Source organism: Serratia sp. (in: enterobacteria), assembly GCF_046715635.1.
Taxonomy (GTDB): domain Bacteria; phylum Pseudomonadota; class Gammaproteobacteria; order Enterobacterales; family Enterobacteriaceae; genus Chania.
On sequence record NZ_JBKJYW010000022.1, the window covers coordinates 1 to 25,376 of the forward strand.

25 protein-coding genes are annotated in these 25,376 nt (G+C 52.4%); 11 read left to right on the plus strand and 14 right to left on the minus strand.

Annotation, left to right across the window (positions count from 1 at the left end):
- Positions 1-5: 5 nt before the first annotated feature.
- Positions 6-707, plus strand: a complete 702-nt coding sequence (gene hda / locus ACLQ7H_RS00935) for a DnaA inactivator Hda (RefSeq protein WP_411751066.1) — start codon at positions 6-8, stop codon at positions 705-707.
- Positions 708-864: 157 nt separating this feature from the next.
- Here the strand turns inward: hda and arsC are convergent, their stop codons facing one another.
- Together arsC and ACLQ7H_RS00945 are read right to left on the minus strand one after the other, a co-directional pair.
- Positions 865-1,218 carry an arsenate reductase (glutaredoxin) gene (gene arsC, locus ACLQ7H_RS00940; RefSeq protein ID WP_411751051.1) on the minus strand — a complete coding sequence of 118 codons (354 nt, stop codon included), beginning with the start codon at positions 1,216-1,218 and terminating at the stop codon, positions 865-867.
- Positions 1,219-1,240: 22 nt separating this feature from the next.
- Positions 1,241-2,710 (minus strand): M48 family metalloprotease, encoded by a 1,470-nt coding sequence (locus ACLQ7H_RS00945; protein WP_411751052.1) that lies wholly within the window; start codon positions 2,708-2,710, stop codon positions 1,241-1,243.
- 508 nt (positions 2,711-3,218) lie between these two features.
- Between ACLQ7H_RS00945 and ACLQ7H_RS00950 the strand changes: the two genes are divergently transcribed.
- Positions 3,219-4,295: an AI-2E family transporter gene (locus tag ACLQ7H_RS00950; protein WP_411751053.1), complete on the plus strand. Its 1,077-nt coding sequence runs from the start codon at positions 3,219-3,221 to the stop codon at positions 4,293-4,295.
- Between the two features lie 47 nt (positions 4,296-4,342).
- Here the strand turns inward: ACLQ7H_RS00950 and bcp are convergent, their stop codons facing one another.
- Complete coding sequence (bcp, locus tag ACLQ7H_RS00955; protein ID WP_021178751.1) at positions 4,343-4,807, minus strand: thioredoxin-dependent thiol peroxidase; 465 nt, start codon at positions 4,805-4,807, stop codon at positions 4,343-4,345.
- A gap of 2 nt (positions 4,808-4,809) precedes the next feature.
- A complete protein-coding gene (locus ACLQ7H_RS00960; RefSeq protein ID WP_411751067.1) occupies positions 4,810-5,415 on the minus strand; it encodes a glycine cleavage system transcriptional repressor in 606 nt (201 codons plus the stop codon).
- 109 nt (positions 5,416-5,524) lie between these two features.
- On the opposite strand from ACLQ7H_RS00960, the gene dapA reads away from it, so the two are divergent.
- The 6 genes from dapA (at position 5,525) to ypfH (ending at position 12,435) form a co-directional block, all read left to right on the plus strand.
- Positions 5,525-6,406 (plus strand): 4-hydroxy-tetrahydrodipicolinate synthase, encoded by an 882-nt coding sequence (gene dapA / locus ACLQ7H_RS00965; RefSeq protein ID WP_021807111.1) that lies wholly within the window; start codon positions 5,525-5,527, stop codon positions 6,404-6,406.
- A gap of 16 nt (positions 6,407-6,422) precedes the next feature.
- Positions 6,423-7,475: an outer membrane protein assembly factor BamC gene (gene bamC, locus ACLQ7H_RS00970; RefSeq protein ID WP_411751054.1), complete on the plus strand. Its 1,053-nt coding sequence runs from the start codon at positions 6,423-6,425 to the stop codon at positions 7,473-7,475.
- A 312-nt stretch (positions 7,476-7,787) separates the two neighbouring features.
- Positions 7,788-8,501: a phosphoribosylaminoimidazolesuccinocarboxamide synthase gene (gene purC / locus ACLQ7H_RS00975; RefSeq protein ID WP_411751055.1), complete on the plus strand. Its 714-nt coding sequence runs from the start codon at positions 7,788-7,790 to the stop codon at positions 8,499-8,501.
- Between the two features lie 200 nt (positions 8,502-8,701).
- Complete coding sequence (locus ACLQ7H_RS00980; RefSeq protein WP_046807978.1) at positions 8,702-9,571, plus strand: neutral zinc metallopeptidase; 870 nt, start codon at positions 8,702-8,704, stop codon at positions 9,569-9,571.
- Positions 9,572-9,627: 56 nt separating this feature from the next.
- Complete coding sequence (locus ACLQ7H_RS00985; protein WP_411751056.1) at positions 9,628-11,637, plus strand: tRNA(Met) cytidine acetyltransferase TmcA; 2,010 nt, start codon at positions 9,628-9,630, stop codon at positions 11,635-11,637.
- Between the two features lie 108 nt (positions 11,638-11,745).
- Positions 11,746-12,435 carry an esterase gene (gene ypfH, locus ACLQ7H_RS00990; protein WP_411751057.1) on the plus strand — a complete coding sequence of 230 codons (690 nt, stop codon included), beginning with the start codon at positions 11,746-11,748 and terminating at the stop codon, positions 12,433-12,435.
- A 28-nt stretch (positions 12,436-12,463) separates the two neighbouring features.
- Here ypfH and ACLQ7H_RS00995 read toward each other — a convergent pair whose 3' ends face one another.
- The 8 genes from ACLQ7H_RS00995 to ACLQ7H_RS01030 form a co-directional block, all read right to left on the minus strand.
- Entirely contained in the window at positions 12,464-12,649 is a 186-nt protein-coding gene (locus tag ACLQ7H_RS00995; protein WP_021178743.1) for a YpfN family protein, read from the minus strand.
- 2 nt (positions 12,650-12,651) lie between these two features.
- On the minus strand, positions 12,652-13,326 hold the full coding sequence (locus ACLQ7H_RS01000) for a M15 family metallopeptidase (protein WP_411751058.1): 675 nt from the start codon (positions 13,324-13,326) through the stop codon (positions 12,652-12,654).
- Positions 13,323-14,450: a succinyl-diaminopimelate desuccinylase gene (gene dapE / locus ACLQ7H_RS01005; RefSeq protein ID WP_411751059.1), complete on the minus strand. Its 1,128-nt coding sequence runs from the start codon at positions 14,448-14,450 to the stop codon at positions 13,323-13,325. Before dapE ends, ACLQ7H_RS01000 begins: the two co-directional genes overlap by 4 nt.
- Positions 14,447-14,833: an ArsC family reductase gene (locus tag ACLQ7H_RS01010; protein ID WP_411751060.1), complete on the minus strand. Its 387-nt coding sequence runs from the start codon at positions 14,831-14,833 to the stop codon at positions 14,447-14,449. Before ACLQ7H_RS01010 ends, dapE begins: the two co-directional genes overlap by 4 nt.
- 831 nt (positions 14,834-15,664) lie before the next feature.
- Entirely contained in the window at positions 15,665-16,504 is an 840-nt protein-coding gene (locus ACLQ7H_RS01015) for a DUF4225 domain-containing protein (protein ID WP_202671311.1), read from the minus strand.
- A gap of 2 nt (positions 16,505-16,506) precedes the next feature.
- A complete protein-coding gene (locus tag ACLQ7H_RS01020; RefSeq protein ID WP_024484521.1) occupies positions 16,507-16,986 on the minus strand; it encodes an Hcp family type VI secretion system effector in 480 nt (159 codons plus the stop codon).
- A gap of 807 nt (positions 16,987-17,793) precedes the next feature.
- Entirely contained in the window at positions 17,794-18,225 is a 432-nt protein-coding gene (locus ACLQ7H_RS01025; protein ID WP_411751068.1) for a GNAT family N-acetyltransferase, read from the minus strand.
- Between the two features lie 10 nt (positions 18,226-18,235).
- Positions 18,236-18,715, minus strand: a complete 480-nt coding sequence (locus tag ACLQ7H_RS01030) for a tetratricopeptide repeat protein (RefSeq protein ID WP_411751061.1) — start codon at positions 18,713-18,715, stop codon at positions 18,236-18,238.
- A 220-nt stretch (positions 18,716-18,935) separates the two neighbouring features.
- Here ACLQ7H_RS01030 and ACLQ7H_RS01035 point away from each other — a divergent pair, with 220 nt between their 5' ends.
- Both ACLQ7H_RS01035 and ACLQ7H_RS01040 read left to right on the plus strand, forming a co-directional pair.
- Complete coding sequence (locus ACLQ7H_RS01035; protein WP_411751062.1) at positions 18,936-20,201, plus strand: MASE1 domain-containing protein; 1,266 nt, start codon at positions 18,936-18,938, stop codon at positions 20,199-20,201.
- 38 nt (positions 20,202-20,239) lie between these two features.
- Positions 20,240-21,559, plus strand: a complete 1,320-nt coding sequence (locus ACLQ7H_RS01040) for an HdeD family acid-resistance protein (protein ID WP_411751063.1) — start codon at positions 20,240-20,242, stop codon at positions 21,557-21,559.
- Between the two features lie 115 nt (positions 21,560-21,674).
- Here the strand turns inward: ACLQ7H_RS01040 and ACLQ7H_RS01045 are convergent, their stop codons facing one another.
- Positions 21,675-21,887 (minus strand): hypothetical protein, encoded by a 213-nt coding sequence (locus ACLQ7H_RS01045; RefSeq protein ID WP_411751064.1) that lies wholly within the window; start codon positions 21,885-21,887, stop codon positions 21,675-21,677.
- A gap of 368 nt (positions 21,888-22,255) precedes the next feature.
- Here ACLQ7H_RS01045 and ypfM point away from each other — a divergent pair, with 368 nt between their 5' ends.
- Positions 22,256-22,315: a protein YpfM gene (ypfM, locus tag ACLQ7H_RS01050; protein WP_137751254.1), complete on the plus strand. Its 60-nt coding sequence runs from the start codon at positions 22,256-22,258 to the stop codon at positions 22,313-22,315.
- Between the two features lie 127 nt (positions 22,316-22,442).
- Here ypfM and acrD read toward each other — a convergent pair.
- A partial coding sequence (gene acrD, locus ACLQ7H_RS01055; RefSeq protein ID WP_411751065.1) for a multidrug efflux RND transporter permease AcrD occupies positions 22,443-25,376 on the minus strand: 2,934 nt, incomplete at its 5' end.

A 25,376-nucleotide genomic window follows, 5' to 3' on the forward strand; every position in this document is an offset into this window, starting at 1 on the left:
CTTTTCTGAATACGCCGGCACAGCTTTCACTGCCACTTTATCTACCCGATGATGAAACTTTTGCCAGTTTTTATCCGGGTGAGAACCCATCCTTGTTAGCCGCGATCCAATCCGCAGTCCGTCAGGAGCATGGTAACTACATCTATTTCTGGTCACGCGAAGGCGGGGGACGCAGCCATTTGCTGCATGCGGCCTGTGCCGAACTCTCGCAGCGTGGCGAAGCGGTAGGCTATGTTCCTCTGGATAAACGGGCCTATTTTGTGCCCGAAGTGCTGGACGGTATGGAACAGTTGGCGTTGGTCTGCATCGATAACATCGAGTGCATTGCCGGTGATGAGGAATGGGAAATGGCGATTTTCAATCTCTATAACCGCATTCTGGAAACCGGCCGCACCCGCCTGTTTATCACCGGCGATCGTCCGCCACGCCAACTAAATCTGCATTTGCCGGATCTGGCCTCGCGCCTGGATTGGGGGCAGATCTACAAGCTACAGCCACTGTCGGACGAAGAGAAACTACAGGCGCTGCAATTGCGCGCCAAACTGCGTGGTTTCGAACTGCCGGAAGACGTGGGCCGCTTCCTGCTCAAGCGCCTGGATCGTGAAATGCGCACGCTGTTTATGACATTGGATCAGCTGGATCGTGCGTCGATCACGGCACAACGCAAGCTGACCATTCCGTTTGTAAAGGAAATCCTGGGGCTGTAGCGAGTCACTATTCCCCATTCCCACTCTTTAGGTTATTCACCCTTCGTGCAACAGCGCACTGCGGAATGACAGGATATGCGCCTGTGCAGCACTGGCGGCGGCGTCGCTGTCCTGTGCGGCCAATGCGCTAATCATCGCCCGGCTTGCCATCACGGGATCACAAGATCTCCAACACCTGCTCCGGTGGCCTGCCAATGCGGGCTTTGCCGCCTTTAACCACGATTGGGCGTTCGATCAGTTTCGGATTGCTCACCATCGCTTGCAGCAGTTGCTCTTCGCTCAGGGTTCCATCCGCCAGATCCAGCTCCTTGTAGAGATCTTCTTTCTTGCGCATCAGTTCACGGGCCGAAGCGAAACCGAGCTCTTGCAGCAGTTTTTTCAGATCAGCGACGGAAGGCGGCGTTTCCAGATACAGCACCACCTGCGGTTCGACACCATGCTGTTCCAGCAGTGCCAGCGTTTCCCGGCTCTTCGAGCAGCGTGGGTTGTGATAAATAGTGACGTTTTTCATTTTTTCTCTTTCCTTGTTCAAATCAAGTGCGTTGGAACTTGCTGAAGGTTCTTTGCAACTGACGCAGTTGGTCAATCCGCGCGTCGTAGCGAGCCTGTTTCAGGCTGCCCAGCTTTTGCAATGAGCTGGCGTTACTAAGCAAACCGATCGCCTGATCCAGACGGCCAGCCAGCGCCAGGCTTTCTGCCCGGGCGGAGAGTTCTTCATCGCGTAGGCCTTGGGCTGCACTGGCCTGAGCCAACAGATCCCAGCCGTTCGGATCGTTTGGATGGGCAAAGGTATAACGGTTGAGGATTTTTGATGCTTGAGCGGGTTGATTGCCCTCAACGTAGGCGTTCGCCAGGTTGAGCAGCAACACCGGGTTATTGCTTTGCGCCGCATTGACCGCCTCGAGGCGAGCAATGGCCTGAGCGGCCTTATTCTGACCCAGATCGATGTCGGTCAGCAGATCCAGCATCCAGACGTTTTTCGGATCCTTTGCCAGCAGCGGTTGAATAAGATTGCGCGCTTCGTCGTATTTCTTGGCTTCATAGAACAGGATTGCCCGGCCATATTTGGCGGCTATTTGCTCGCGAATGTTGCCTTTGCTGTAAGTGTCCAGCAGGTCTTCGCTCAGACCATAGCCTTCCGCGCTGTACATGCCCAGCGTACGGACCCGTGCTAGCAGATAGTCCTGGCTGGATTGCACCAGATGGCGTGGCATTTGGTTGGCGCGGTTGCGGGCGTCCGAAAGACGGCTGTCTGGCAACGGGTGCGTCAGCAGCATTTCCGGTGGTTTTGAGGCGTAGCGGGACTGATCGGCCAGCCTTTGCAAGAAGTCTGGCATCGCTTCGGGATCGAACCCGGCGCGCTGCAATACCTGAATACCGATACGGTCGGCCTCTTGTTCGTTTGCCTGGGTGAAACTGATCATCCCCTGCTGCGTTCCCGCCAACGTGCCGCTCAGCGCTGCCATGCCCATGGTTGGGTTAGCCATCGCCAGCAGGATGGAGCCCAGGGCGCCCACCCAAGTCAGCGGTGCGGTGCGTTGCTGGTCTTCCATAGCGCGGGCTAGGTGGCGCTGGGTCACGTGTGAGATTTCGTGCGCCAGGACCGAGGCCAGTTGGCTTTCATTGTCGGTTTCACGGAACAGGGCCGAGTGCAGCACCACGTTGCCGCCGAAGAAGGCAAAGGCGTTGATCTCGTCGTTACGGACTAGAAAGAAGTGGAACGGGGTACGCACCGAATAGGCGCTGGCGACCAGCCGGTTACCCAACTGGTTGATATACTGGGTCAATAACGGGTCATTGATCAACGGGGCGCTGGCGCGTAGCTGCCGCACGTAAAAATCGCCCATGGTCAGTTCCTGGCCGATGCTCAACGTTCCCCCTGCAGACGTGCCCATATCCGGCAGTTGATCTTGCGTTTGTGCGTTAACCGGTGCCAACGCAGAGGTGCAAAGTGAGCCGAGCAACAGGACTGTTAACGCTGTTTTGGTCAACCGGATGGTCATAGTCAGATCATTCCCTCATTAAAGTCATCAACTTTACCCGTCGCCTTTCAAGCTGCAGCGTTGTTACCTGCACATAGCTATTCGGCCCATCCGTGGGCCTCACCCCTTCGGGGCCGCTGTGTACAGCGTTCAAATCTGTTCCTGACAGATTTGTCACCCCAGTCACTTATTGAATATAAGCTCCTGGGGATGAGATAGCTTGTCGCCTAGCTGCAGCTTGAAATTCATAGGGTATAAGACGTCAGTATCAGATAAGAGTTCTTCTTCCGTGCCAGACTCTCCAGTACAATCATCGCGAAAGTGCGTTGGCTCACAAAAATGCATTTTCAGGGGATCGTGCGCCTGAGCGGCATAACGCTATCACATCATAGCCAGCCACAACCCACATTGAAACGTTTGCACGGTGATAACCGGGCTAAAGTTATTTAAAAATCATGTCATACCTGCTCGGCCGCACAGGGATTGGCGAGCCTCACCCCCCCATTGATGGAATAAGGAGCAATCTCTGATGTTGGAGTTGTTATTACAGTGGTACCGACGTCGTTTCACCGATCCGCAGGCTATTGCGCTGCTGGTGATCCTGGTTGCCGGGTTCTGCATCCTTTATTTTTTGCACGGTATCTTGACCCCCTTGCTGGTCGCGTTGGTGCTGGCTTACCTGCTGGAGTGGCCTACCGCGCGCCTTCAGCGCCTGGGATGTTCGCGCACCTGGGCGGCAAGCATCATGCTGATCGTGTTTGGCAGCATTGCCATGCTGTTGGTCTTCGTGGTCGCGCCAACCGCCTGGCAGCAGGGCATCAACCTGATGACCGATTTACCGGGCATGCTCAATCAGTTCTACAACTATGCGGCGACCTTGCCGACACGCTATCCGGCGCTGGTGGATGCGGGCATCATCGATATGATGGCGCAGAACCTGCGTGAGCGCCTGTCAGGCATGGGCGAATCGGTGGTGAAATTCTCGCTGGCCTCACTGGTTGGGCTGCTGACGCTGGCCATCTACCTGATCCTGGTCCCTTTGATGGCGTTCTTCCTGCTCAAGGACAAAGAGCAGATGATCAATGCGGTGCGCCGCGTGCTGCCGCGCAACCGTGGGTTGGCAGGGCAGGTATGGATCGAGATGAACCAGCAGATCACCAACTATATTCGCGGCAAGGTGCTGGAAATGGTGATCGTTGGGGTGGCAACCTATCTGGTGTTCTTCATCCTGGATATGCGTTATTCCCTACTTTTGGCGGTGTTGGTCGGCCTCTCGGTGCTGATCCCCTACATCGGCGCGGTGCTGGTGACGATCCCAGTGGTGGTGGTGGCGATGTTCCAGTGGGGCATTGGTGCCGATTTCTGGACGCTGATTATCGCTTATCTGGTGGTGCAAGGGTTGGATGGCAATCTGCTGGTGCCGATCCTGTTCTCTGAGGCGGTCAATCTGCATCCGCTGGTGATCATTCTCTCGGTGATTATCTTCGGCGGCCTGTGGGGGTTCTGGGGGGTATTCTTCGCCATCCCATTGGCGACGCTGGTGAAAGCCGTGATCCACGCCTGGCCGGATGACATGCTGGTAGATGTGGGTGATGAAGTAAAATAAGGCAGGAAAATAAAGCGCAGCAACGGATGCTGCTGCGCTTTAACATTTTACTGCTGCAGGTAGTTCAGAACGATTTCGTGGTGATTGGTGGTCTTGAAATCATCGAACACTTTCTCAACCTTGCCGTCGGTGCCGATCAGGAAGCTGATACGGTGAATACCGTCATAGGTTTTGCCCATGAAGGTTTTCTCGCCCCAAACGCCAAACTGCTGAGCTACCTGATGATCTTCGTCGGATAGCAGCGTGAAGTTGAGCAGTTCTTTTTCAACAAAACGCGAGAGCTTTTCGGGTTTATCGGTGCTGATGCCCAGCACTTCAACGCCCGCCTTTTTCAATTCATCCATGTTATCCCGTAACCCGCAGGCTTGCACGGTGCAACCTGGCGTCATGGCTTTGGGATAAAAGTAAACCAGTACTCGTTGTCCCTGGAAGTCGGCCAAGTTAATTTCCTCGCCATCCTGGTCGAGTAAACTAAATTTCGGCGCTGTATCACCGGCTTTCAATGGGCTCATAACTACTCTCCATCTTTCTCATCATGCTGTGGATAGTTCACCACGCTAATACTGCCTTGCGCATTCAATTCTGTACATAGGCGATAAAAAGCTTGTTCAATATTTGTGGCATCCTGACCGCCGGAACTGTGAGCGGTGATCTGGATATAGAGCTGGGAGGGCAGTTCCCCCTGTGCTGGCTGAGTACGTGATACCAGCTCGGCAATATTCATCTGGCTCGAATCAAACAGGCCGGTAAACCGCTCAATGATATGCGGGGAGTCTTTTACCTCAACCTGTACCCACACTGTAGCTGGCATTGGCGGTCTTTCTTGCGAGTTTGTGCGTTTCATCACGATCAGTAAATCCAGCTCGGCGCCTTTTTGCGGCAAAGTGGATTCGATCAGGGTAATCGCGTTCCAGCTACCTGAAAGCAGCATGATGAAGGTGAATTCTTCACCCAGCATGGCCAGACGGCTATCTTCGATATTGCACCCGCAGCTACTGACGTGGCGGGTGATGGCATTGACGATACCGGGGCGATCGGCGCCCAGTGCGGTGATCACCAGATAGTGTTCATCAGGCTTAGGCAAAATGCAGCTTCCTGTCGTACTGAATGGGGTTACCATGGTAAACACAAAAAAAACCGCCTGCCAAGCGCTTAGCTCACGTTGTTTGCTTGCTTTTGGATGGGTGACAAAAGTACCATGAGTGACTTGTTTGTGAAGGGGACGGCCAATGTTTACGGGAAGTATTGTTGCACTGGTTACGCCGATGGACACCAAAGGTGCTGTCGATCGTGCGAGCCTAAAAAAACTGATTGATTATCATGTAGCCAGTGGGACCGCGGCGATCGTTTCCGTTGGAACTACCGGCGAGTCCGCCACGCTGCCCCATGACGAACATGTGGACGTGGTCTTGCAGACGCTGGAACTGGCCGCAGGCCGTATTCCGGTGATCGCCGGCACCGGTGCCAACGCTACCAGCGAGGCTATCTCACTGACGCAGCGTTTCAGCAATACCGGTGTCGTGGGCTGCCTGTCGGTCACGCCTTACTACAACAGACCGACCCAGGAAGGTCTGTATCAGCATTTCAAAGCCATTGCCGAAAGCACCGATCTGCCGCAGATCCTCTATAACGTGCCTTCACGCACCGGTTGTGACATGCTGCCGCCAACGATTGCTCGTTTGGCCAAAATTAAGAATATTGTTGCCGTTAAAGAGGCAACAGGGAACTTAAGTCGTGTTAGTCAGATCCAAGTGCTGGTTGATGATGAAGACTTCATTTTGCTGAGCGGCGACGACGCCAGCGGTCTGGACTTCATGCAACTGGGTGGCAAAGGGGTGATTTCCGTGACGGCCAACGTGGCAGCGCGTGAAATGGTCGAACTTTGCCGTCTGGCGGCGCAAGGCAATTTTGCTGAAGCCCGTCGTTTGAATCAGCGCTTGATGCCTTTGCATCAGGATTTGTTCGTAGAAGCAAACCCAATTCCGGTGAAATGGGCCTGTAAGGCATTGGGATTGATGGCAACCGATACGATGCGTCTGCCTATGACGCCGTTGACCGACGCTGCCCGTCCTGTCGTGGAGCGTGCGTTGAAAAGCGCCGGTTTGCTGTAACTCTTAGGGAGATTTGATGGCTTATTCATTGCAAAAGTCGACGCTAGCAACGGTCGTGGGATTAGCGCTGGTGATGACGCTGGCGGCTTGTTCTACCGATCAGCGCTACAAACGCCAGGTTAGCGGCGATGAGGCCTATCTTGACGCCGCACCGCTCAAACCGTTGAGCGCGCCGTCCGGCCTGATCCTGCCGGTACAAACCGGTAATTATGAAGTTCCGGCAAACGCGCAGAAAGGCGCTGTTGGCAAGCAACTGGATATCCGGCCACCGGTACAGCCCCTGGCACTGCTGAGCGGTTCTCGTGGTCAATATGCGGGTGACAGCGGCACGCTGCTGCTGGAAAGCAGCCCGCAGAATGATAACCTGTGGTCGCGCGTAGCCAGCCTGTTGCAGAGCAAAAACATTCCGATCGCCTCACGTACGGATGCTAGCCAAACGCTGACCACCGACTGGGTGAAGTGGAACCGTCTGGATGAAGACAACCAGTACGAAGGCCGCTACCAGATCACGGTACAGAAACAGGGTTACCAGCAAGCATTGGTGGTGAAAACCCTCGAACTGCGTCAGCAGGGGCAAACCGACAAGATTACCGATCCTTCTGAAGTCCAGCGCTACAACGGTATGATGATGAACACCATCGTTGAAGGCCTGGATAAGCAGGACAACCTGTCGAGCAGCCAGTCTGCCAACCGTATTGGCGTATTGGACGTGCAGAGCGGCGCGGATGACACCGGCCTGCCAACGCTGATCGTGCGTGCGCCGTACACGGTAGTGTGGGATCGTTTGCCACCGGCACTGGAAAAACTGGGGATGAAAGTGGGTGACCGCAGCCGTCCGCAGGGTAGCGTCGCCGTAACCTACAAATCCCTGAGCAGCAGTGATTGGGATGCGTTGGGCGCGAAAGATCCTGAACTGAAAGAGGGTGATTACAAACTGCAGGTCGGTGATTTGAATAACCGTACCAGTTTGCAATTTATCGATTCCAAAGGTAAGCCGTTGACCCAGTCGCAGAACGATGCGCTGGTAGCGGTGCTCCAGACGGCTTTCAGTAAAACCAGCGTTAAATAAATACATCTAGGGGCTACGGCCCCTTTTAGACTGGTGACAAACAGCCGAAAAACGTGGTTTTCGACTGTTTGGCGAAGTTCAAAGACAGCATCCTTGGTATTTATCAGCCCTGAAAAGGGGGCTTTTAACCTCAGAGGACTATGTCAGCGGTCTGAGGGGCTATGGCCCCTTTTTGTTTTGCTGATACGGTATCGTTTGCGTCACGGATTTGGCACAATAGTTATCAGCAAACCAAAGAACTTATCAGGTCAATTTTGTGCCCAGTAGGCTGTCTGGCAGCCGGAAGGTACCCTCTCATTGGAGTAAGTTAAGATGCAAAAGCTAGCTGAACTGTATCGCGGTAAGGCAAAAACCGTCTACACCACCGAAAACCCGGATCTGCTGGTGTTGGAATTCCGTAACGATACGTCAGCACTGGATGGTCAGCGCATTGAGCAGTTCGATCGCAAAGGGATGGTGAACAACAAGTTCAACCATTTCATTATGAGCAAGCTGGAAGCGGCCGGTATCCCAACGCAGATGGAACGCCTGCTGTCAGATAACGAAGTGCTGGTGAAAAAGCTGGAGATGGTACCGGTTGAGTGCGTGATCCGTAACCGCGCTGCGGGCTCTTTGGTCAAGCGTTTGGGTATCGAAGAAGGTTTGCCGCTGAACCCGCCGTTGTTTGATCTGTTCCTGAAGAACGACGCGATGCATGACCCAATGGTGAACGAATCCTATTGCGAGACTTTCGGCTGGGTGAGCAAAGAGCATCTGGCGCGCATGCGCGAGCTGAGCTACATGGCTAACGACGTGCTGAGCAAGCTGTTTGACGATGCGGGCCTGATCCTGGTCGATTTCAAACTGGAGTTCGGCCTGTTCAACGGCGAAGTGGTGCTGGGCGATGAGTTCTCCCCGGACGGTAGCCGCCTGTGGGACAAGAATACCCTGGCCAAGATGGACAAGGACCGCTTCCGCCAGAGCCTGGGTGGCCTGATTGAAGCCTACGAAGAAGTCGCCCGCCGTATCGGCGTGAAGCTGGACTAATCGTTAAATCATGCCCCTCACTCTAGCCCTTTCCCTGTAGGAGAGTGCTAGAGTGAGGGGCCAAAGCATCGAACCGAGCCTCTCATCCCTCATTCACCACTTTCCAGAAAATTACTGCATTCCCTTCGCCGCGAACGCCTTATAATAGTAACCAGGGCAAGTTTCCTACGATTATTAAAAATCATCTCTGGAGTTTATTTATGCGTTGGCAAGGGCGTCGAGAAAGTGACAATGTCGAGGATCGCCGCGGGCAGTCTTCCGGTCTGGGCGGCGGTGGCGGTGGGCCTCGGATACCTATCGGCGGCAAAGGTGGCCTGATTATTCTGGTCGTGGTGCTGGTTGCCGGTTACTACGGGGTGGACCTGACGCCTCTGCTGAATGGCGGAGATGTCTCCCCCCAGTCTCAGCAGCAAAGCGCCAGCATCAGCCCGCAAGACGATCAACTGGCCAAGTTTACCTCGGTGGTGCTGGCGTCTACCGAAGATAACTGGCAGGGGATCTTCAAGCAGATGGGGAAAAACTATCAGGACCCCAAACTGGTCATGTACCGGGGCGCGACGCGAACCGGCTGCGGCACCGGCCAATCGGTGATGGGGCCATTCTATTGCCCGGCGGATGATACGGTCTATATCGATCTCTCGTTCTACCAGGATATGAAAACCAAGCTGGGTGCGGGCGGTGATTTTGCCCAGGCCTATGTGGTTGCGCATGAAGTGGGCCACCACGTGCAAAATCTATTGGGGATTGAGCGTAAGGTTCGCCAGATGCAGCAAGGGGCTAGCCAGGCAGAGGTTAACCGCCTGTCGGTGAAAATGGAGCTTCAGGCTGACTGCTTTGCTGGCGTTTGGGGCCACTACGCCGAGAAACAGCAGATGCTGGAAGCGGGCGATCTGCAAGCCGCGCTGAATGCCGCGCAGGCGATTGGTGACGACCGTTTGCAGCAGCAGAGCCAGGGGCGAGTGGTGCCGGACAGCTTTACGCATGGCACCTCGCAGCAGCGTTATACCTGGTTCAAGCAAGGGTTCGATAGCGGCGACCCTAATACCTGCAACACCTTCGCCTCCCGTTGATATTACTCAGTGCCGGTGCCTAGAGCCCGGCACTCTGCTTTCAGGCCTCAATATTCATGTTACAAAAAATGCAGCAACGCATGCAACGGCAGGGTATTCGGCGGCTGTTGGTGATCAGCGGAGAACCACAATGGTGCCGAGATCAGGCGCAGCAACTGGCGGCACAGCTGCCGGGTGACTGGCCTTGGGTCGGTAATGACGTGCCCGCAGGAATCGATGCGTTGGCTAGTAGCGCGGTCAGAACCCTGTTGGGGCAGGAGCGGTTGCATGCGGTGTTTGATGCGTTATCAGGGCTGGACGTTGAAGCGCTGGCCCAGCTCTGCGGGACATTACAAGCCGGTAGCTGGTTACTGTTGCTGGTACCACCTTGGCAAAGTTGGCCGCAGCAGCCAGATAGCGACAGCCTGCGCTGGAGTGATTGCCCACAGCCGATCGCCACGCCCCATTTTATCCACCATCTGCAACAACGGTTGCTGGCCGATAGCGAAGTGTCTATTTGGCGGCAAGGTGAACCGTTGTGCCTGGCTCCCTTACCATCACGGCCAGATTGGCAAGCTCCTCAGGGGGATCCGAGTGATGAGCAGCAGGCCATTTTGGCTCGGTTACTGGCGGCTGACTCAGGCATCTGGGTATTAACCGCTGCGCGTGGCCGGGGGAAATCGACGGTGGCAGGGATGTTGATGGCCAGCAGCCCACTAACCTGTTGGATCACCGGCCCGAGCCGAGCCGCAACCGATGTTGCCAGCGAGTGGGCCGCCGGACGGGCCCAGTTTTGGGCACCTGATGCTTTGCTACAGCATTGTGCTGAATATGGCGCTGAGGGGGTGGGTTGGCTGCTGGTGGATGAGGCCGCAGCGATCCCTGGTCCTTTACTGCAACAGCTAATGGATTATTTTCCACGCGTATTACTGACAACCACGGTGCAGGGTTACGAAGGTACGGGGCGCGGCTTTTTACTGAAGTTCTGCGCCACCTTGTCACAGTGGCAGCCGCTAAGCTTGCAGCAACCGATGCGTTGGGCTGTGGGTGACCCCCTTGAGCGGATTCTCGATCATGCCTTGCTGTTCAACGAGGAACCAGTATGGGCCGTGGCTGAGCAATCACCCACTATTGGTGCTATTGAACAGGTTGAACTGTGCGCCGATCCTCAACGGTTACGGCGTTTCTATGCTTTGCTCTGTAGCGCACACTATCGAACTTCACCGCTGGATTTACGCCGCCTGATGGATGCGCCCGGGATGCACTTCAGTGCGGCGTCGCTGGCGGATGAGGTGGTCGGGGCGCTATGGCTGGTAGACGAAGGCGGCTTATCGGTTGAACTGGCCCGCGAGGTTTGGGCGGGCCGTAGAAGGCCACGTGGTAATCTGGTTGCTCAATCTTTGGCGGCACATAGCGGTCAATGGTGGGCACCTACGCTGAGTTCCCGCCGCATTACCCGTATCGCCGTGCTGCCGGAGTTACGCCAGCAAGGGATCGCCAGCCGGTTGGTGGAACAGCAAAAATGTGTCTCGCAGGGGTTGGATTTTCTTTCTGTCAGCTTCGGCTATACCGAGCCGCTGTGGCGGTTTTGGCAATCTTGTGGCTTCACCCTGGTGCGGATTGGCAACAAACCGGAGGCCAGCAGCGGCTGTTACACCGCCATGGCGTTGCTGGCCATTAGCGAGCAAGGGGAGGCGCTGTGCCATGCGGCGCATAAGCACCTGGCACGGGATTGGCGCTGGTTGCGGCAACGTAACGATCTGTTGCTGGAGTTCGTCGATGATGCCGATCCGGTGTTAAATGAGGAAGATTGGCGCGAGCTGGCCGGTTTTGCCTTTGCTCATCGGTCCTTGGAGGCCAGCCTGGGAGCGTTACAACGTCTGCTGTTGACCAGCTCATTGCCCTGTGTGGCATTGCGCGCGCATTTGCAGCAACAACAAACCACGACCCAGTGCGTTGCCCAATATGGTCTGGGTGGCCAAAAAGCCTTGTTGCGGCTTTGGCGACAAGAGGCCGGGCAGGCGTTGCAACAACTTAATGCGCAACATTGCCGTTACTGGCAGGAGTGGGCGCAGTCGTTGCAATAAATGGAAAGAGTTGTTCAATAAAACCCGATTTTCCTGATTTCTCCACGGCGTATAGTAATGGGCAGTTGCCGGGTTTGTCCCGGATGTCTCTAACCTGAGGAGTCCCCTATGAAACACTCACATTTCGTTGTCCAAAGCCCCGTAACACCGGCAGAGCAACTGATACTGCTGTTTCATGGCGTGGGGGATAACCCGGTGGCGATGGGGGAGATCGGCAGTTACTTCGCCAAAGATTTCCCACAGGCCTTGGTGGTGAGCATAGGTGGCCCATTCGCTTTTGGTAATGGTGAAGGCCGCCAATGGTTCTCGGTTCAGGGGATCACCGAAGACAACCGCGCGCAGCGCATTGCCGAAGTGATGCCAACCTTTGTAGAAACCGTACGCTACTGGCAGCAACATAGCGGCGTGGGCTACGCGGGCACCGCGCTGGTTGGCTTTTCGCAGGGTTCGATCATGGCGCTGGAAGGGCTAAAAGCCGAAGCCAAACTGGCCGGGCGGGTAGTGGCCTTCAGCGGCCGTTTTGCCCAGCTACCGCAAGCCGATTTTGGTGATAGCGTGGTACATCTGATCCATGGTGAGACGGACGGTGTTATTGCTGCGGAACATGCGCAAGCGGCTGAGGCTCAGTTACAGGCCGTTGGCGCAGACGTGACGTTGGATATTGAGCCAGGCGTCGGGCATGCAATCAGCTCGGGCATGATGAATGCTGCTCTGGAGCGTTTGCATTACTACGTGCCACAGCGCTATTGGGAAGAGGCGATGTTTGGTAAGCGGGGCGATCTGATTGCCTTTAAATAAACAGCAGGGCGCTATGTGCGCCCTGAGGTTATGGTTTTTTCGGCCAATCGTCTTCGTCGTCCCACTTGGCGTTGTTATCGCGGTGGGGCGGCAATTCAGGCTTGTTAGCCAGAAATTTTCGATGATCCAGGCGGCGTAATTCCTTGATCCCGCTAATGATAATGCCTGCCAATATCACCAGGATTATCCACCAGTAGTCAGCTAACCAATGCATGTTTACACCTTTCCTTCAGGGCGAACAAAACGCGAGAAAATCGCGGGCAGATGGCTTGCGAGCCAAGATGCGCCAGCAACGTCCTTATCTCGCCAGGCCGCCAGCAGCAGTTCGGGCGTCAGTAAATGCTCGGCCTCCTGCGCCAGCGGGCGATAACTTAAATGCCAGGGTTCTACCGCCACCCCACCTTGATCGGCAGTAAACGGACGATAGAAACCAAACTCGGCCATATGCGCAGTCAGCCAAAGATTCAGCGGATAGAGATAACCCCCGTCTTCATATTCCCACGGCTCCAACTGCAACTTTTGCCCTTCCGGTAACAGCGAAGGATCGTAAACATCCAGATCGCTGCCCCAGTGATGACGGCTGGCACCCGGCAGGGCCGACCAACGCAAAATAGCTTCACAACGCTCGGCGGCGGACAATGGCTGGATATCCATCGGCTGGCTATTGTGATCTAATACTGGCCGCTCTCCGCAGAACTTGCCATTCCAGATCGCCAGTTGCCGGTCGAAATCGCGAAAGGTGCTGGCCGGCTGCAGATCGAAGCCAGCCGTTGCAGCCGCCTGTTGCATGGCCTGAAAGGCCACCACCGCGGCGGGTTGCAGCCGATGATTGCCGTTCAGTACGGCGAGATGCTCCGTCGAGCGCCCGGTGAGCATTTCTGCGCTGATCATGCGACCAATTGCTCCATAATACGCTGATACATGCGGCTCAGTAACTGCAGATCGGCCGCATTTACGCATTCATTCACTTTATGGATGGTGGCGTTGACCGGCCCCAACTCAACCACCTGTGCGCCCATCTGAGCGATAAAGCGGCCATCAGAGGTACCGCCGGTAGTCAGCAATTGCGGAGTCAGCTCGGCATAGTGTTCTACCGCATTAACCACGGCATCGACCAAAGCACCCCGTGCGGTCAGGAAAGGTTGGCCAGACAACCACCAATCGATGCTGTAGTTCAAGTTATGGCGATCCAACAGTTCCTGCACCCGCTGTTTGATCAGGGTATCGGTCAGTTCGGTGCTGAAGCGGAAGTTGAACTGTACGAACATTTCACCGGGGATCACGTTGTTGCTGCCGGTACCGGCCTGCACGTTGGCAATTTGCATGCTGGTTGGCGGAAAGAATTCGTTGCCCTGATCCCACTCAATGGCGACCAGCTCGTTTAATGCAGACATAGCCCGGTGAACCGGGTTATCCGCCAGATGCGGATAGGCGACGTGCCCCTGAACGCCATGGATACGCAGATTGGCAGTGATCGAGCCACGGCGGCCATTTTTCACCACGTCTCCGACCCGCTCGGTGCTTGAAGGCTCGCCGACCAGGCAATAATCAAGGCGCTCGTTGCGAGCCATCAAGGCTTCCACCACTTTCACCGTGCCATGAGTGGCGCTAGCCTCTTCGTCTGAGGTGATCAGAAACGCCAGCCGGCCCTGATGGTCAGGATGCGTGGCAACGAAGCGTTCTGCGGCTACCAGCATGGCGGCCAGGGAGCCTTTCATATCGGCGGCTCCGCGACCAAAAAGCATGCCGTCACGGATGACGGGTTCAAACGGCGGATTATCCCAATTTTTCTCATCGCCGGTAGGCACCACATCGGTGTGCCCAGCAAACGCCAGCGTACTGCCCTGGCCACGCCAGGCCCAGAAGTTTTGCGTATCGCCAAAGTTCATTGGTTCGACGGTGAAGCCGATCGCTTTCAGGCGGGCGATCATCAGCTCCTGACAGCCTTCGTCATGTGGGCTGAGGGAAGGACGCTTGATAAGCTGTTGCGCCAGTTCGATAACAGGGCAGATCATGAATTAACCTCGGTAATAAATTGCTGATAGCTTTCGCTGCTGAAGCCTAGCAGGGCATGTCCTTTACCATCATCCAGCAGGGGGCGTTTGATCATAGCCGGTTGCTCCAGCATCAGGGCGATGGCGGCATCGGCATTGTCGCAGGCATTGCGCTGGGCTTCCTCCAGTTTACGCCAGGTAGTGCCACGGGTGTTCAACAAGGGTTCCCAGCCCAGGCGTGCGACAAAATCACGCAACAACTGCTCGTCCAGCCCGTCTGCGCGGTAGTCGTGGAATTGGTAAGCCACTCCCTGTTCTTCCAGCCAGCGGCGTGCTTTTTTGATGGTGTCACAATTTTTGATGCCGAACATGGTCAGCGAGGCGTGCTGCGGTTTGTCTGTCATGGCGTAAAAGCTACCTTTTAATCGTCAAAATCGGTACTGAGCGGCACAAGCGTTGATCACTAACTTATACCGCACGGTGATAGCACAGATAATGCGGGAAAACGGGGTTTAGATCCAGACAGCGATGTGCTCATCATTGACAGGGAGATGCCTGCAGTTTCAGGTCCGCAGATGAGTAACACATTTTGTTTTGGCATTCTGTGTAAAGCGACGAGATACGGCCCCACTCAGTACTTATTTGTTTGTCACAGGCGGGGAGAGTAATTATGCTGCGACTATTAATTTACCAAGACAGTCGCCAAAATTTTGTGATAATATCATCTGGGAGTAGATAATGTAGTTTTGTATGATTTGTGTAACATATTATTCTTTATTTTATATTACAACATGGAAGTGAAAATGAATGCGAGAAAACTAATACTAACAAGTTGCTTTTCATATAGGGATCTATTGGAAATGAAACGCTCGTATGCTAAAACCGTGCGTGAGGTTTATGGAAGAGATGGTAGGGTTTCGAGTGACGAGACATTTGAGAATTATATTTTTGTTCTTGCCGACATTGTAAGTAGCACTGTTTTCATCTTCTCGGCTTTAGGTGTTTTAAATACTGGGATTCTTATATACCTCCATGGCTTAACTAGAGGGCCATTTGTCATGTTTATTATAAGCATAGCATTCGTGGCTTGCGTGGTAATTAGGAATGGTAGAGCAAGTAAATTACAGATAAAAACCACAATAAAGTTAATTAACTTAAGGTTGAGGATTTTTATTTTCAAGCTCACTCTACCGTAGCACATAAATGAAGATTGTATTTTTTGGGGTTACTATAAATTATTCGCCATCATGATATTTGTAGTCATCATCATAAAATGTGGCTTTAAGTGTATTAAGGGATAAGCCTGCTTGAAATATCCTCATAGCAGTATTTTTATTTTCCCACTTAGTAATGTTATCATTACGCATATGGTGAAATAACGTGCCTGTGCCTGGCTTCTCAAATGCACCTTTTTTAACCCAACGCAACGGGTTCTGCTTTAAGACTAACCCTTTATAAGCTGAAAATGCAGTGACGGAGAGATCAACAACGCTATAAGCAAAATCTCCATGGTACTTATCGTATCCTAATTGCTTTGCTGCAAGACGATAAAGGTATCTGACGGGGCCGATTTCTTGATGTTCATAAAGTAGGGGGCTAATTGATTCATACATATTATTCATGCCATGGGCTGCTAATGTGATTCCAATGGCCTTAAAGTTTCGTAAATTATATCTTTTCCCTGCTTGTGTAAGGCTCCATCCTCCAAATGTTTGAATTCCACCAGCAACAACACCAACACCTACCTTTGCATATTTAACTATGCCTTGATCTTCAAATATTTCAGTACTAATATATTTAGTGAAATCTCCTTGCCTTAAAATCTGATACTCTCTATGAGCAAGGTCACTTTCGGCACGCATTTCATTGATAAGTCTCATACGTTCATTGATATCAAACGTATTCTTAAACCTCATATTGATATTGTTTATAAACTCATCAACATCTCTGAGGTACTCTCTTCTTACTTGGTAGCTTTCAATAAAATACGATGAGGCTAAAGTAGCAATACGCCTTAGGTCCACCGCATGTCTATCTAAGTCATATTTTAAATGAGCTATTGCAGCAGTACCCATGATTAATACACCCTATCATCCCAGATGCTATAAGCACTTGTTCCCGCCATAACATGTTCCCAAGTGATAGATTCATATTTGATGGAAATACTTTCATCAGATTGAACCTCATTATGCGTTAATGAGTTAGGGCTAAACATTCTGATTTCAGTTAACGTCGCTCCAGTTAGTTTTATTTTAAAGAAAATTTCCAGCCCACCAGATGCATTCATTCTGTAAAACACAAACTCACAAGTTAAACGTTCATTCTGGTTCATTGCCAAGGCTAGGAGTGGAGTAGCTTTATCTATGGGTTTTCTGATTTGCAACGGATGGAGTTGTACATTGCTCTCACGGGTCATAAGATTGAGCAATTCGAGAATGAAGATCTGATCTTCATGTCCTTTTTGATACTTATTGCCTATTGAATCTGGAGTTGAGCATCCCGCAGAGATCAGCCCTTGCTTGTCACCCTGGATGGTTCCGTAAATTATATTAGCCATGTAAATCCCTTACATTAAGTACAGAAAAACTTATAATACATAGGATCTGATTTTAAATCCAGTATCTAAAGCATGCTATGTATTTGCCATATGATTAAATTGGTTTAAATGCATTCATGGGGTGTATTGATTGGGTGGGGAAGTTATCGTTTATAACCGTACTGTCTCAGGCTTCAGTGGTACGGTATTAGGTAAGGTTATTTAGCTTAGGATCCTAGAGCGCTAAATTTTTCTTAGAGGCCTCGCCAGTACAGCCACACCAAAAGATTTAGCATTATACTTTACATAAATAAGCTTATAATGTAACTTATTAAAATTCATTAATTAACCAAAGATGTATTAGAAATGAAGTCGATTAATGGAAAAACTAAAACGACGAGTAGATTGCTGCTGGAGTCAGGTTTCACTCGGCATGAAATCAGGCAGGCAAAAGCCAATGCTAAAATTTTCAACCTTGATTTTATCTATTCGGTCAGGGATGTAGGTAAAAGGACCTTCAGAACGAGCGTTACTTTAACTGTGATATTAACAATCTTCACGATTGGTACCACGCTTAAAAATGGTGCCTCAGCCTTAGGGATTATCATTCTCATGTTCCTTATGTTAATCATTCCATCATATTATATAACACCAATGAGGTTCTATATTAAATCGATGTGGTTCTTCATTAAGGAGAAAATGCTAAACGTCAATGTGAGCTAGGCATTGAAACTGATATAAGCTGTAAGAAAGTAGGTTGATGGTTTTTCTCTCACATGCTATCCATACACTAGACTTATTAGGAATCGCTATTTAGCAGTTTGGGGTTCAACGCACATACCCGCTATTTTGTAACCTTTCCAGCGCGCTCCCCTCGGCATACACCATGCCGGTAGTCAGATCGTGGAAGCCATATCGCTTATAAAATGCCAATTTATCCGGCACCGAGTAAATAAACACTTTACCTAACGGGGCTAGATCTTGCATGACGCGATCCATCAACTGCTGACCATAACCCTGCCCCTGAAAGCGCGGATGGATGGCGACATCGGCCAGATAAGCTACCGAGGTCATGTCACTGATGGCGTGAGCGGTGGCCATCAACTCACCCTCAATAAAACCCCAATAGCAGAATTGGCTATTTTGGTACACTTTCTGTAAGACCTGCGGATCACGCTCGCCTAGCCCGGCAGCGGCCAGCAATTCGCCCAACTGTTGCCAGTCGATATTACATTTACGCGGTTCGGTGATGATCTCCATCATTTTATCCTCAACCAATACGATCCAAATCTGCAGCATATTGCTGAATGGCGCGCTGGTAACTGCTGATTTCCGTATGCGCAGAGGTCTCTGCCAACAGGATCAGCAGATCCGCCACCGCCTGTTTGGTTTCCCCCAGATTGTAGAGCGTCATGGCGCGGAACAGAGTGATTTCTTTGGCCTGCGGGAACTCGTTTAACCCGTCATCGAATGCGGCTAGCGATTTCTGGTATTCCCCCAAGGCGCGATAGGTGCTGCCCAGGCCCAGCCAGGCCTCCTGGCGTAACTGTGTAGGCAGGCCGTGCTGCAAGGCGGCGAGATAGCAGGGGATCGCCTGCTGCTCAAAGCCCTGCACATCGTAAAGGCACGCCAACTGGTAATGTAGCGAGCCATCCAACGGTGCCTGTTGCAGCATCTGTTGGGCGAGTTCCGTTGCTTCCGGGTAGCGGCCTTGTTGTTTCAACTGCTCGACGGTGATGCTCGAAGACATGATTTTCCCTTTCAACGGTGTTTCGCTAAATCCTGTAGCAACGTTACTCCTTCACTATTCATCCGCAAAGAAATATAAACCTGGATAGATTTCCGATGAGTTTGAAATAGGACGTTCACATCAGGCTGATGTAGAATGTCCTATAGTTAATCAGGTTTTTCTTGACGGCAACACGTGATATTTTTCACAAAATGCCTGCGTGCATACCAGTGAGTAAAAAATGACACCCCACGTTCCATCGTATGTTCGACAACTTTTCACCCTGCTGCTATGGGGGTTAATCTATTACCTCGCCGGATTAATCTCATTAAAATTTGACGACCCCGATTCGCCGATCGCTATCGTGTGGTTTCCCTCTGGGGTTGCGGTTGCCGCCTTTCTTTTGACCCGCTGGCGCAGTTATTTATCCCTGTTCGTCATTTTGACGTTGGCGGGCCTGTTTTTGAGGGCGGGCTGGCAGCATAACCCACTGATATCACTGACCGATGCCCTGTTATCCATGCCAGCCAACGTAGCGATTGCCTGGGCCGTTCGCCGCTTTGCGCGGCTTAATGACGATCTTCATACTATTTTAATCTGTATCACCGCAACCTTGATCTTCAGCGGGCTGGATGCGCTAATTATTGGTGGAGGTTATGCCCTAATCAACCACCAACCTTTGTTCAGCTTGTTTTGGCAGAACTTTATCGCTGATGTTACCGGCATTATCTTTGCCACAACCGTTATTATGGGGTTTATCAATCGGCGCCTGGATCCTGCCGGTTGCAATCTGCCAATGGGTCTTCTGGGAGGGGCGCTTTGGCTGCTGCTGTGTGTTTCGGTCTGGTTTATCTTTGGCTACCCATTTCTCTGGCTGCAACATAACGCTGCCGCGCTCTACTTTGCCTTGGCATGCCTCCCCATTATTCTGGCTATTATGCTTTCTGTGGCCTGGGGGCATCGCGGGGGGTCTCTGGCGCTGCTCACTCTTGGGTTGGGAGTGATTTACTATACCAATCATCAGCATGGTCCCTTTTTTCTAAAGGGCTTACACCTCAATGAGTCTCTGTTATTAGCCTTGAGCTACCTTTCCGCGACGGCGTTGTTGATCGTGTTTATCAGGGTGTTGAAGCACTCGACCAACAGTTTTAACCCAGATACCGGCCGGATAACCGGCAAGGGGGTGATTTATAGCCTCAACCCACGTACCGGGATTTTGCACTGGGAAGATGAGCTCAGCAGTTTGTTTGAGCAGAAGGTTCCCAGCAAGCTAGACACCATGGATGGCGTCATGCAATGGGTTCACCCGCATGATCAAGGCAAGCTGCGTGACCATTGGCTCCTCAATAATAATCCTCAATTCCGTCCCCCGTTGGTATTTCGTATCCAGATGCCGCAGGGTGAGTGGTTGACGTTGGTAGATACCAGCAGCGTCCTGCTGGATGAGGAAGAACAGAGCATTATTGTCGGCAACTGGCAAGCAAGCCATTATCACCAGGACAGTTAAATGAACCTCTTATTTGCGTATTGTGGAGAGTTGCAGCAGTGATCCAGATTGCCTTGTTATTATTCGGCGTTGATTTTGTGCGCTCCAAAGCCAAATTTTTGGGCATCATCGGGATTATCTGGGGGCTTATGGGGATCGGTATCTTTATCGATGGCCTTGATGGCGTGCTCTATTTTCCCTTACAGGTTTTTGGTGCCCTGATGCTTCTGGAGAGCCTGGTTACGTTGAGTATTGCCTCCAGCGGGGTTGGGGCGCAGAAAGCGGTGCTCTATTTCAAGGGTGGGATCTTTTGCGTTGTCGCACTGCTGATCCTGGCGAACAAACCCTACAGTAATCTGTTACTGGCAATCATATTCGGTTTCTCCTATTTCGTTATTGGCTTGTTTATGATCGCTTCAGCCTGGATCGTCCGGTTTCCACACTGGAAGAATGCGCTGGTCAGCGGCATTGCTCAGATACTGTTCGCCATGCTCATATTTAGCCCCTATCCGGCGCACTATAAGGCTACCATATCGTTTTTCTTGGGCACATTAATGGTTTTCAGTGGCATCAATATTCTGCAATTAGCCAGGCGGGCCAACCTTTTAAGGGAAGGCACCTCGGTGTTTGAATTGTTGGTACCCACCGAGATATTTTACGTCTTTGGAAAGAAATCGGCGGTTCGGCTAGCCGAGGTGGTTGCCCCTAGCATTGATTTTAAACAGCCTTTAACCGTCCATATCTGGACCCCGGAAGGAACGGCGAGTGCGGCCCCAATCCCCCGGCCAGTCATTAATCGCTATATCGCGGCCGTGGATGCTCAAGGGGTTATCTCTACCGGGCATGCGGCATTGGAACTGGTACCGAGCATCTACATCAGCCTGTATCCAGCGGCAGATATTGATCGTTCTCCTTCAGAGTTCCTCAATGTGTTGAAGGCGACGCGAGAAAATGACGTGCCCGGCACCTTCCAGCCGGACTATGTTACCGAGGCGGCCAACTGGTGCGATTCGAATCGGCAGATCCAGTTTCACCGTTATAACAGCTCGGCACTGCTACGTTTTTGGAGCGGCTATCAGCTGACTAAAATCTACAATCTGACGTCGCGTAACTGCTCCAGTAGTGTTGCCTATGCCCTGGAAGCCTCATTGGATGGTGTGCTTGCCAAACAGAGTAAAAGCTGGCTGGGCACATTACGCATTTTGACCATGCCGGAACTGTGGATTGCCGCGCAGGTACGCAGACGGGCACTCTCAATGGCCTGGACGCCAGGGCTGGTGATGGATTACGCCCGAGCGCTGCGACATATTGTTCACCCCGTGCCTCTGCCATGGTATCAGCGTATTCTCAAGCGCAGGCAAGCGGAAAAAGAGGGATAGTGACACGTCATGATTATTTTAAAACAATAGTCACTCATGCAACTGTTTTGGTTAAGGCTGAGCGTTGATCATCCGGTGTCTATAAAAAGACACCGGATAAATTAACCGGCGTTAATTAGCGCCCACAGAATGAAGAGGCGACTCTGTCAAAGTGGATTTGCGGATTACCAAATTTATCATCGCCAGGTATATTGCATTCCTCTCTCTTCATGCAGATAGAGTTGCTACTGCCATCATCATTTCTTATCCATAAATAGCGTGTGTTACCACAAACCAAACTATTACCGCCAATAACATTAGCGGCCTTTTTATGCGTTATTTTTTTCATGGCATCCATCCTTTTTATATTGGAAAGATATCAGAATAACAATCTTAAATGCAATTTCAAGCTATGCGTAAGGAATGCGAAAATAACAGGATGATGTCGGTGATTACACAGGGAATGATCTTGTTTATCATACAATAAAATTGGCATATTAATTATGTAGGGTAAATTAAAATTAACATATGTATCCGTTGCCTTGGATAGGCTCCAGAACGCTAAAGAAAATGTAACATCAGGATAGGTTTTTGATTAATCAGAAAATATACTCCACCCCTAGGGTTTCTTGGCTGGTATCGTTCCCAAAAAGCTTCACTTGCTCACAAAATAGGCGTAGAATACTTGCGTCCAATAACCGGAGGTAGTGAAGTATCATGGTTGATCGAGAGTTAAAAAATTGGAAAGACTTTATTGATGAGATGTTAGGCAACTAACACCACATAGGGTTTTAAAGCTTGAATAAGGCTATTTGATTTGTTTTTATTTAAAGCACCTAGGGTAACAATATTAAGTCTTTAGCAAAGCAGCCTCGGTTTCCCGAAGCTGCTTTTTTTACGCCTGCTATTCGCTATCGTGATGGTGAGGTAGCGCTTTACCAGGGAAGCGGCGGCGTACCAATACGAAGAACAGTGGGACAAAGAAAATCGCCAGAATGGTGGCTGAAATCATACCGCCCATCACCCCGGTACCTACCGCATGCTGGCTGCCGGAGCCCGCACCGGAACTGATGGCCATTGGCAGGACACCGAAGATAAAGGCCAATGAGGTCATCAGGATAGGGCGCAAGCGCAGGCGCGAGGCTTCGAGTGTTGCTGCCATCAGATCCTTGCCTTTATTGTTCAGCTCGTTGGCAAACTCCACGATCAGGATGGCATTTTTGGCTGACAGCCCGATAATCGTCAATAGCCCCACCTGGAAGTACACATCGTTTTCCAGCCCGCGCAGCCAGGTGGCCGTGACGGCACCGATCACCCCCAGTGGCACCACCAACATGACTGAGAAGGGGATCGACCAGCTTTCATACAGGGCCGCCAGACACAGGAATACCACCAACAGCGAGATGGCATAGAGCGCCGGTGCCTGGGAACCGGACAGGCGTTCCTGGTAGGACATTGCGGTCCATTCAAGACCGAAACCGGTCGGTAGCTGGCTGACGAGTTTTTCCATTTCATCCATCGCGGTACCGGTACTGACGCCCGAGGCGGCCTCGCCCACGATTTCTACTGTGGAGCTGCCGTTGTAGCGTTCCAGGCGCGGTGAACCATATTCCCAATGGGAGGTAGCAAAGGCGGAGAAGGGCACCATCCCGCCGCTGTTGTTACGTACGTACCACTTGTTGATGTCCTCAGGCAGCATGCGGAAGGGCGCCCCAGCCTGGACGTACACTTTCTTTACCCGTCCGCGGTCTAAAAAGTCGTTGACGTAGGTGGAGCCCCAAGCGGTTGACAAGGTGTTGTTGATATCGTCGATCGACCCACCCAGCGCCTGCGCCTTGCGTTGGTCGATATCGATCTGCAACTGCGGGCTGTCATCAAGGCCATTATGGCGCACGCGCGATAGCTGCGGGTTTTGCCCAGCCAGCTGCAGCAATTGATCGCGAGCCTCCATCAGCTTGCTATGCCCCAGCCCGGCGTGGTCTTCCAATTGCATATCGAAGCCCGAGGAGTTCCCCAGACCGGTGATCGCTGGCGGGCTGCTGGCGATCACGCGTGCTTCATTGATGTTGCTAAAGGCCTTGGTGGCACGCTCGATGATATCGAACGAACTATTGGCACCCGAACTGCGTAGATCCCAGTCCTTCAGGCGCAAGAACAGGCGTGCAACGTTCTGGCCGTTGCCGCCGGGCCCGGCCCCGATGGTGGAGAACACCGACAGCACGTCGGCTTTCTCTTCGGTCAGGAAGTAGTGCTCGACTTTTTCCACCACCTTGGTGGTTTGCTGCAGTGTGGAGCCTGCAGGCAACTGCACCTGCACGGTGAACACCCCACGGTCTTCCTGCGGCAGGAACGAGGTCGGCAGTTTGATAAACAGCACTGCCATACCGGCCAACAGCAACAGGTAGATCACCATGTAGCGGACACTGTGTTGCAACACGCGCGCTACCCCGCGTTCATAGCGTTCGGTATTGCGGTTGAACATGCGGTTAAACCAGCCAAAGAAACCGCGCTTGCCGTGATGATGGCCTTTGGCGATCGGCTGGAGAATAGTGGCGCACAGGGCCGGGGTGAGGATCATGGCGACCAGCACCGAAAGCACCATTGCGGAAACGATAGTGATCGAGAACTGGCGATAAATGGCGCCGGTGGTGCCGCCGAAGAAGGCCATGGGGATAAATACCGCCGAAAGCACCATGGCAATCCCCACCAGCGCGCCCTGGATCTGCCCCATGGATTTACGGGTGGCGTCCCTGGGGGAGAGACCTTCCTCGCTCATCACGCGTTCCACGTTCTCCACCACCACGATGGCGTCGTCCACCAGTAGGCCGATGGCCAGCACCATGGCAAACATCGTCAGGGTATTAATGCTGTAGCCGAAGGCCGAAAGGATGGCGAAGGTGCCCAACAGTACTACCGGGACGGCGATAGTGGGGATTAACGTGGCGCGGAAGTTCTGCAAGAACAGATACATGACTAAAAACACCAGCAAAATGGCTTCCAGCAGGGTTTTTACCACGTCATGGATCGAGGCCTGTACGAACGGCGTCGTCTCATAGGCGACCTTGGCTTCCAGCCCGTGAGGGAAATATTGTGAGAGCTCGGCGATCTTGGCTTTCACCAACTGGTCGGTTTGCAATTCGTTGGCACCGGAGGCCAGTTTGATGTTCATCCCGGCGGCCTGCAGGCCATTGTAGCGGCTGAGGTAGTTATAGTTTTCCCCACCTAACTCTACCGTGGCCACGTCACCCAGAGTCACCAGCGAACCGTCCTGATTGACGCGCAGCGTGATCTGGCGGAACTGCTCCGGTGTTTGCAACTGGGATTGAGCGTTGATGGTGGCGTTCAGCGCTTGCTGATCTACGGAAGGGGAGCCGCCTAGCTGGCCTACCGCCACCTGGGCGTTCTGCGAACTGATGGCGTTGACCACATCCTGCGTGGTGAGCTGGTAGCTGGTGAGTTTGTTCGGATCCAACCAGATACGCATGGCGTATTGCGAACCATAAACGTCCATGCTGCCCACACCGTTAATGCGGCTGAGGGGGTCTTGCAGGTTGGAGACGATGTAGTCCGCGATGTCCTGCTTATCCATGCTGCCATCGTTGGAGACAAAAGCCACCATCATCAGCGTGGTGTCGCCTGATTTTGACACCGATACGCCTTGTTGCTGCACCGCCTGTGGCAATCGTTTTATCGCGGATTGCAGCTGATTTTGTACCTGTTGCATCGCCTCGTTGGGATCGGTGCCAGCCTCAAAGGTCAGCGTAACCGAAGCCTGGCCGGTATTGGTGCTCTGCGACGACATATACATCATGTTGTCGAGCCCGGTCATGCTCTGTTC

Coding starts and splice junctions, on each gene's coding strand:
- arsC (WP_411751051.1), bottom strand. CDS start 1,218: ATGAAAAACGTCACTATTTATCACAACCCACGCTGCTCGAAGAGCCGG.
- ACLQ7H_RS00945 (WP_411751052.1), bottom strand. CDS start 2,710: ATGACCATCCGGTTGACCAAAACAGCGTTAACAGTCCTGTTGCTCGGC.
- ACLQ7H_RS00950 (WP_411751053.1), top strand. CDS start 3,219: ATGTTGGAGTTGTTATTACAGTGGTACCGACGTCGTTTCACCGATCCG.
- bcp (WP_021178751.1), bottom strand. CDS start 4,807: ATGAGCCCATTGAAAGCCGGTGATACAGCGCCGAAATTTAGTTTACTC.
- ACLQ7H_RS00960 (WP_411751067.1), bottom strand. CDS start 5,415: ATGGTAACCCCATTCAGTACGACAGGAAGCTGCATTTTGCCTAAGCCT.
- dapA (WP_021807111.1), top strand. CDS start 5,525: ATGTTTACGGGAAGTATTGTTGCACTGGTTACGCCGATGGACACCAAA.
- bamC (WP_411751054.1), top strand. CDS start 6,423: ATGGCTTATTCATTGCAAAAGTCGACGCTAGCAACGGTCGTGGGATTA.
- purC (WP_411751055.1), top strand. CDS start 7,788: ATGCAAAAGCTAGCTGAACTGTATCGCGGTAAGGCAAAAACCGTCTAC.
- ACLQ7H_RS00980 (WP_046807978.1), top strand. CDS start 8,702: ATGCGTTGGCAAGGGCGTCGAGAAAGTGACAATGTCGAGGATCGCCGC.
- ACLQ7H_RS00985 (WP_411751056.1), top strand. CDS start 9,628: ATGTTACAAAAAATGCAGCAACGCATGCAACGGCAGGGTATTCGGCGG.
- ypfH (WP_411751057.1), top strand. CDS start 11,746: ATGAAACACTCACATTTCGTTGTCCAAAGCCCCGTAACACCGGCAGAG.
- ACLQ7H_RS00995 (WP_021178743.1), bottom strand. CDS start 12,649: ATGCATTGGTTAGCTGACTACTGGTGGATAATCCTGGTGATATTGGCA.
- ACLQ7H_RS01000 (WP_411751058.1), bottom strand. CDS start 13,326: ATGATCAGCGCAGAAATGCTCACCGGGCGCTCGACGGAGCATCTCGCC.
- dapE (WP_411751059.1), bottom strand. CDS start 14,450: ATGATCTGCCCTGTTATCGAACTGGCGCAACAGCTTATCAAGCGTCCT.
- ACLQ7H_RS01010 (WP_411751060.1), bottom strand. CDS start 14,833: ATGACAGACAAACCGCAGCACGCCTCGCTGACCATGTTCGGCATCAAA.
- ACLQ7H_RS01015 (WP_202671311.1), bottom strand. CDS start 16,504: ATGGGTACTGCTGCAATAGCTCATTTAAAATATGACTTAGATAGACAT.
- ACLQ7H_RS01020 (WP_024484521.1), bottom strand. CDS start 16,986: ATGGCTAATATAATTTACGGAACCATCCAGGGTGACAAGCAAGGGCTG.
- ACLQ7H_RS01025 (WP_411751068.1), bottom strand. CDS start 18,225: ATGGAGATCATCACCGAACCGCGTAAATGTAATATCGACTGGCAACAG.
- ACLQ7H_RS01030 (WP_411751061.1), bottom strand. CDS start 18,715: ATGTCTTCGAGCATCACCGTCGAGCAGTTGAAACAACAAGGCCGCTAC.
- ACLQ7H_RS01035 (WP_411751062.1), top strand. CDS start 18,936: ATGACACCCCACGTTCCATCGTATGTTCGACAACTTTTCACCCTGCTG.
- ACLQ7H_RS01045 (WP_411751064.1), bottom strand. CDS start 21,887: ATGAAAAAAATAACGCATAAAAAGGCCGCTAATGTTATTGGCGGTAAT.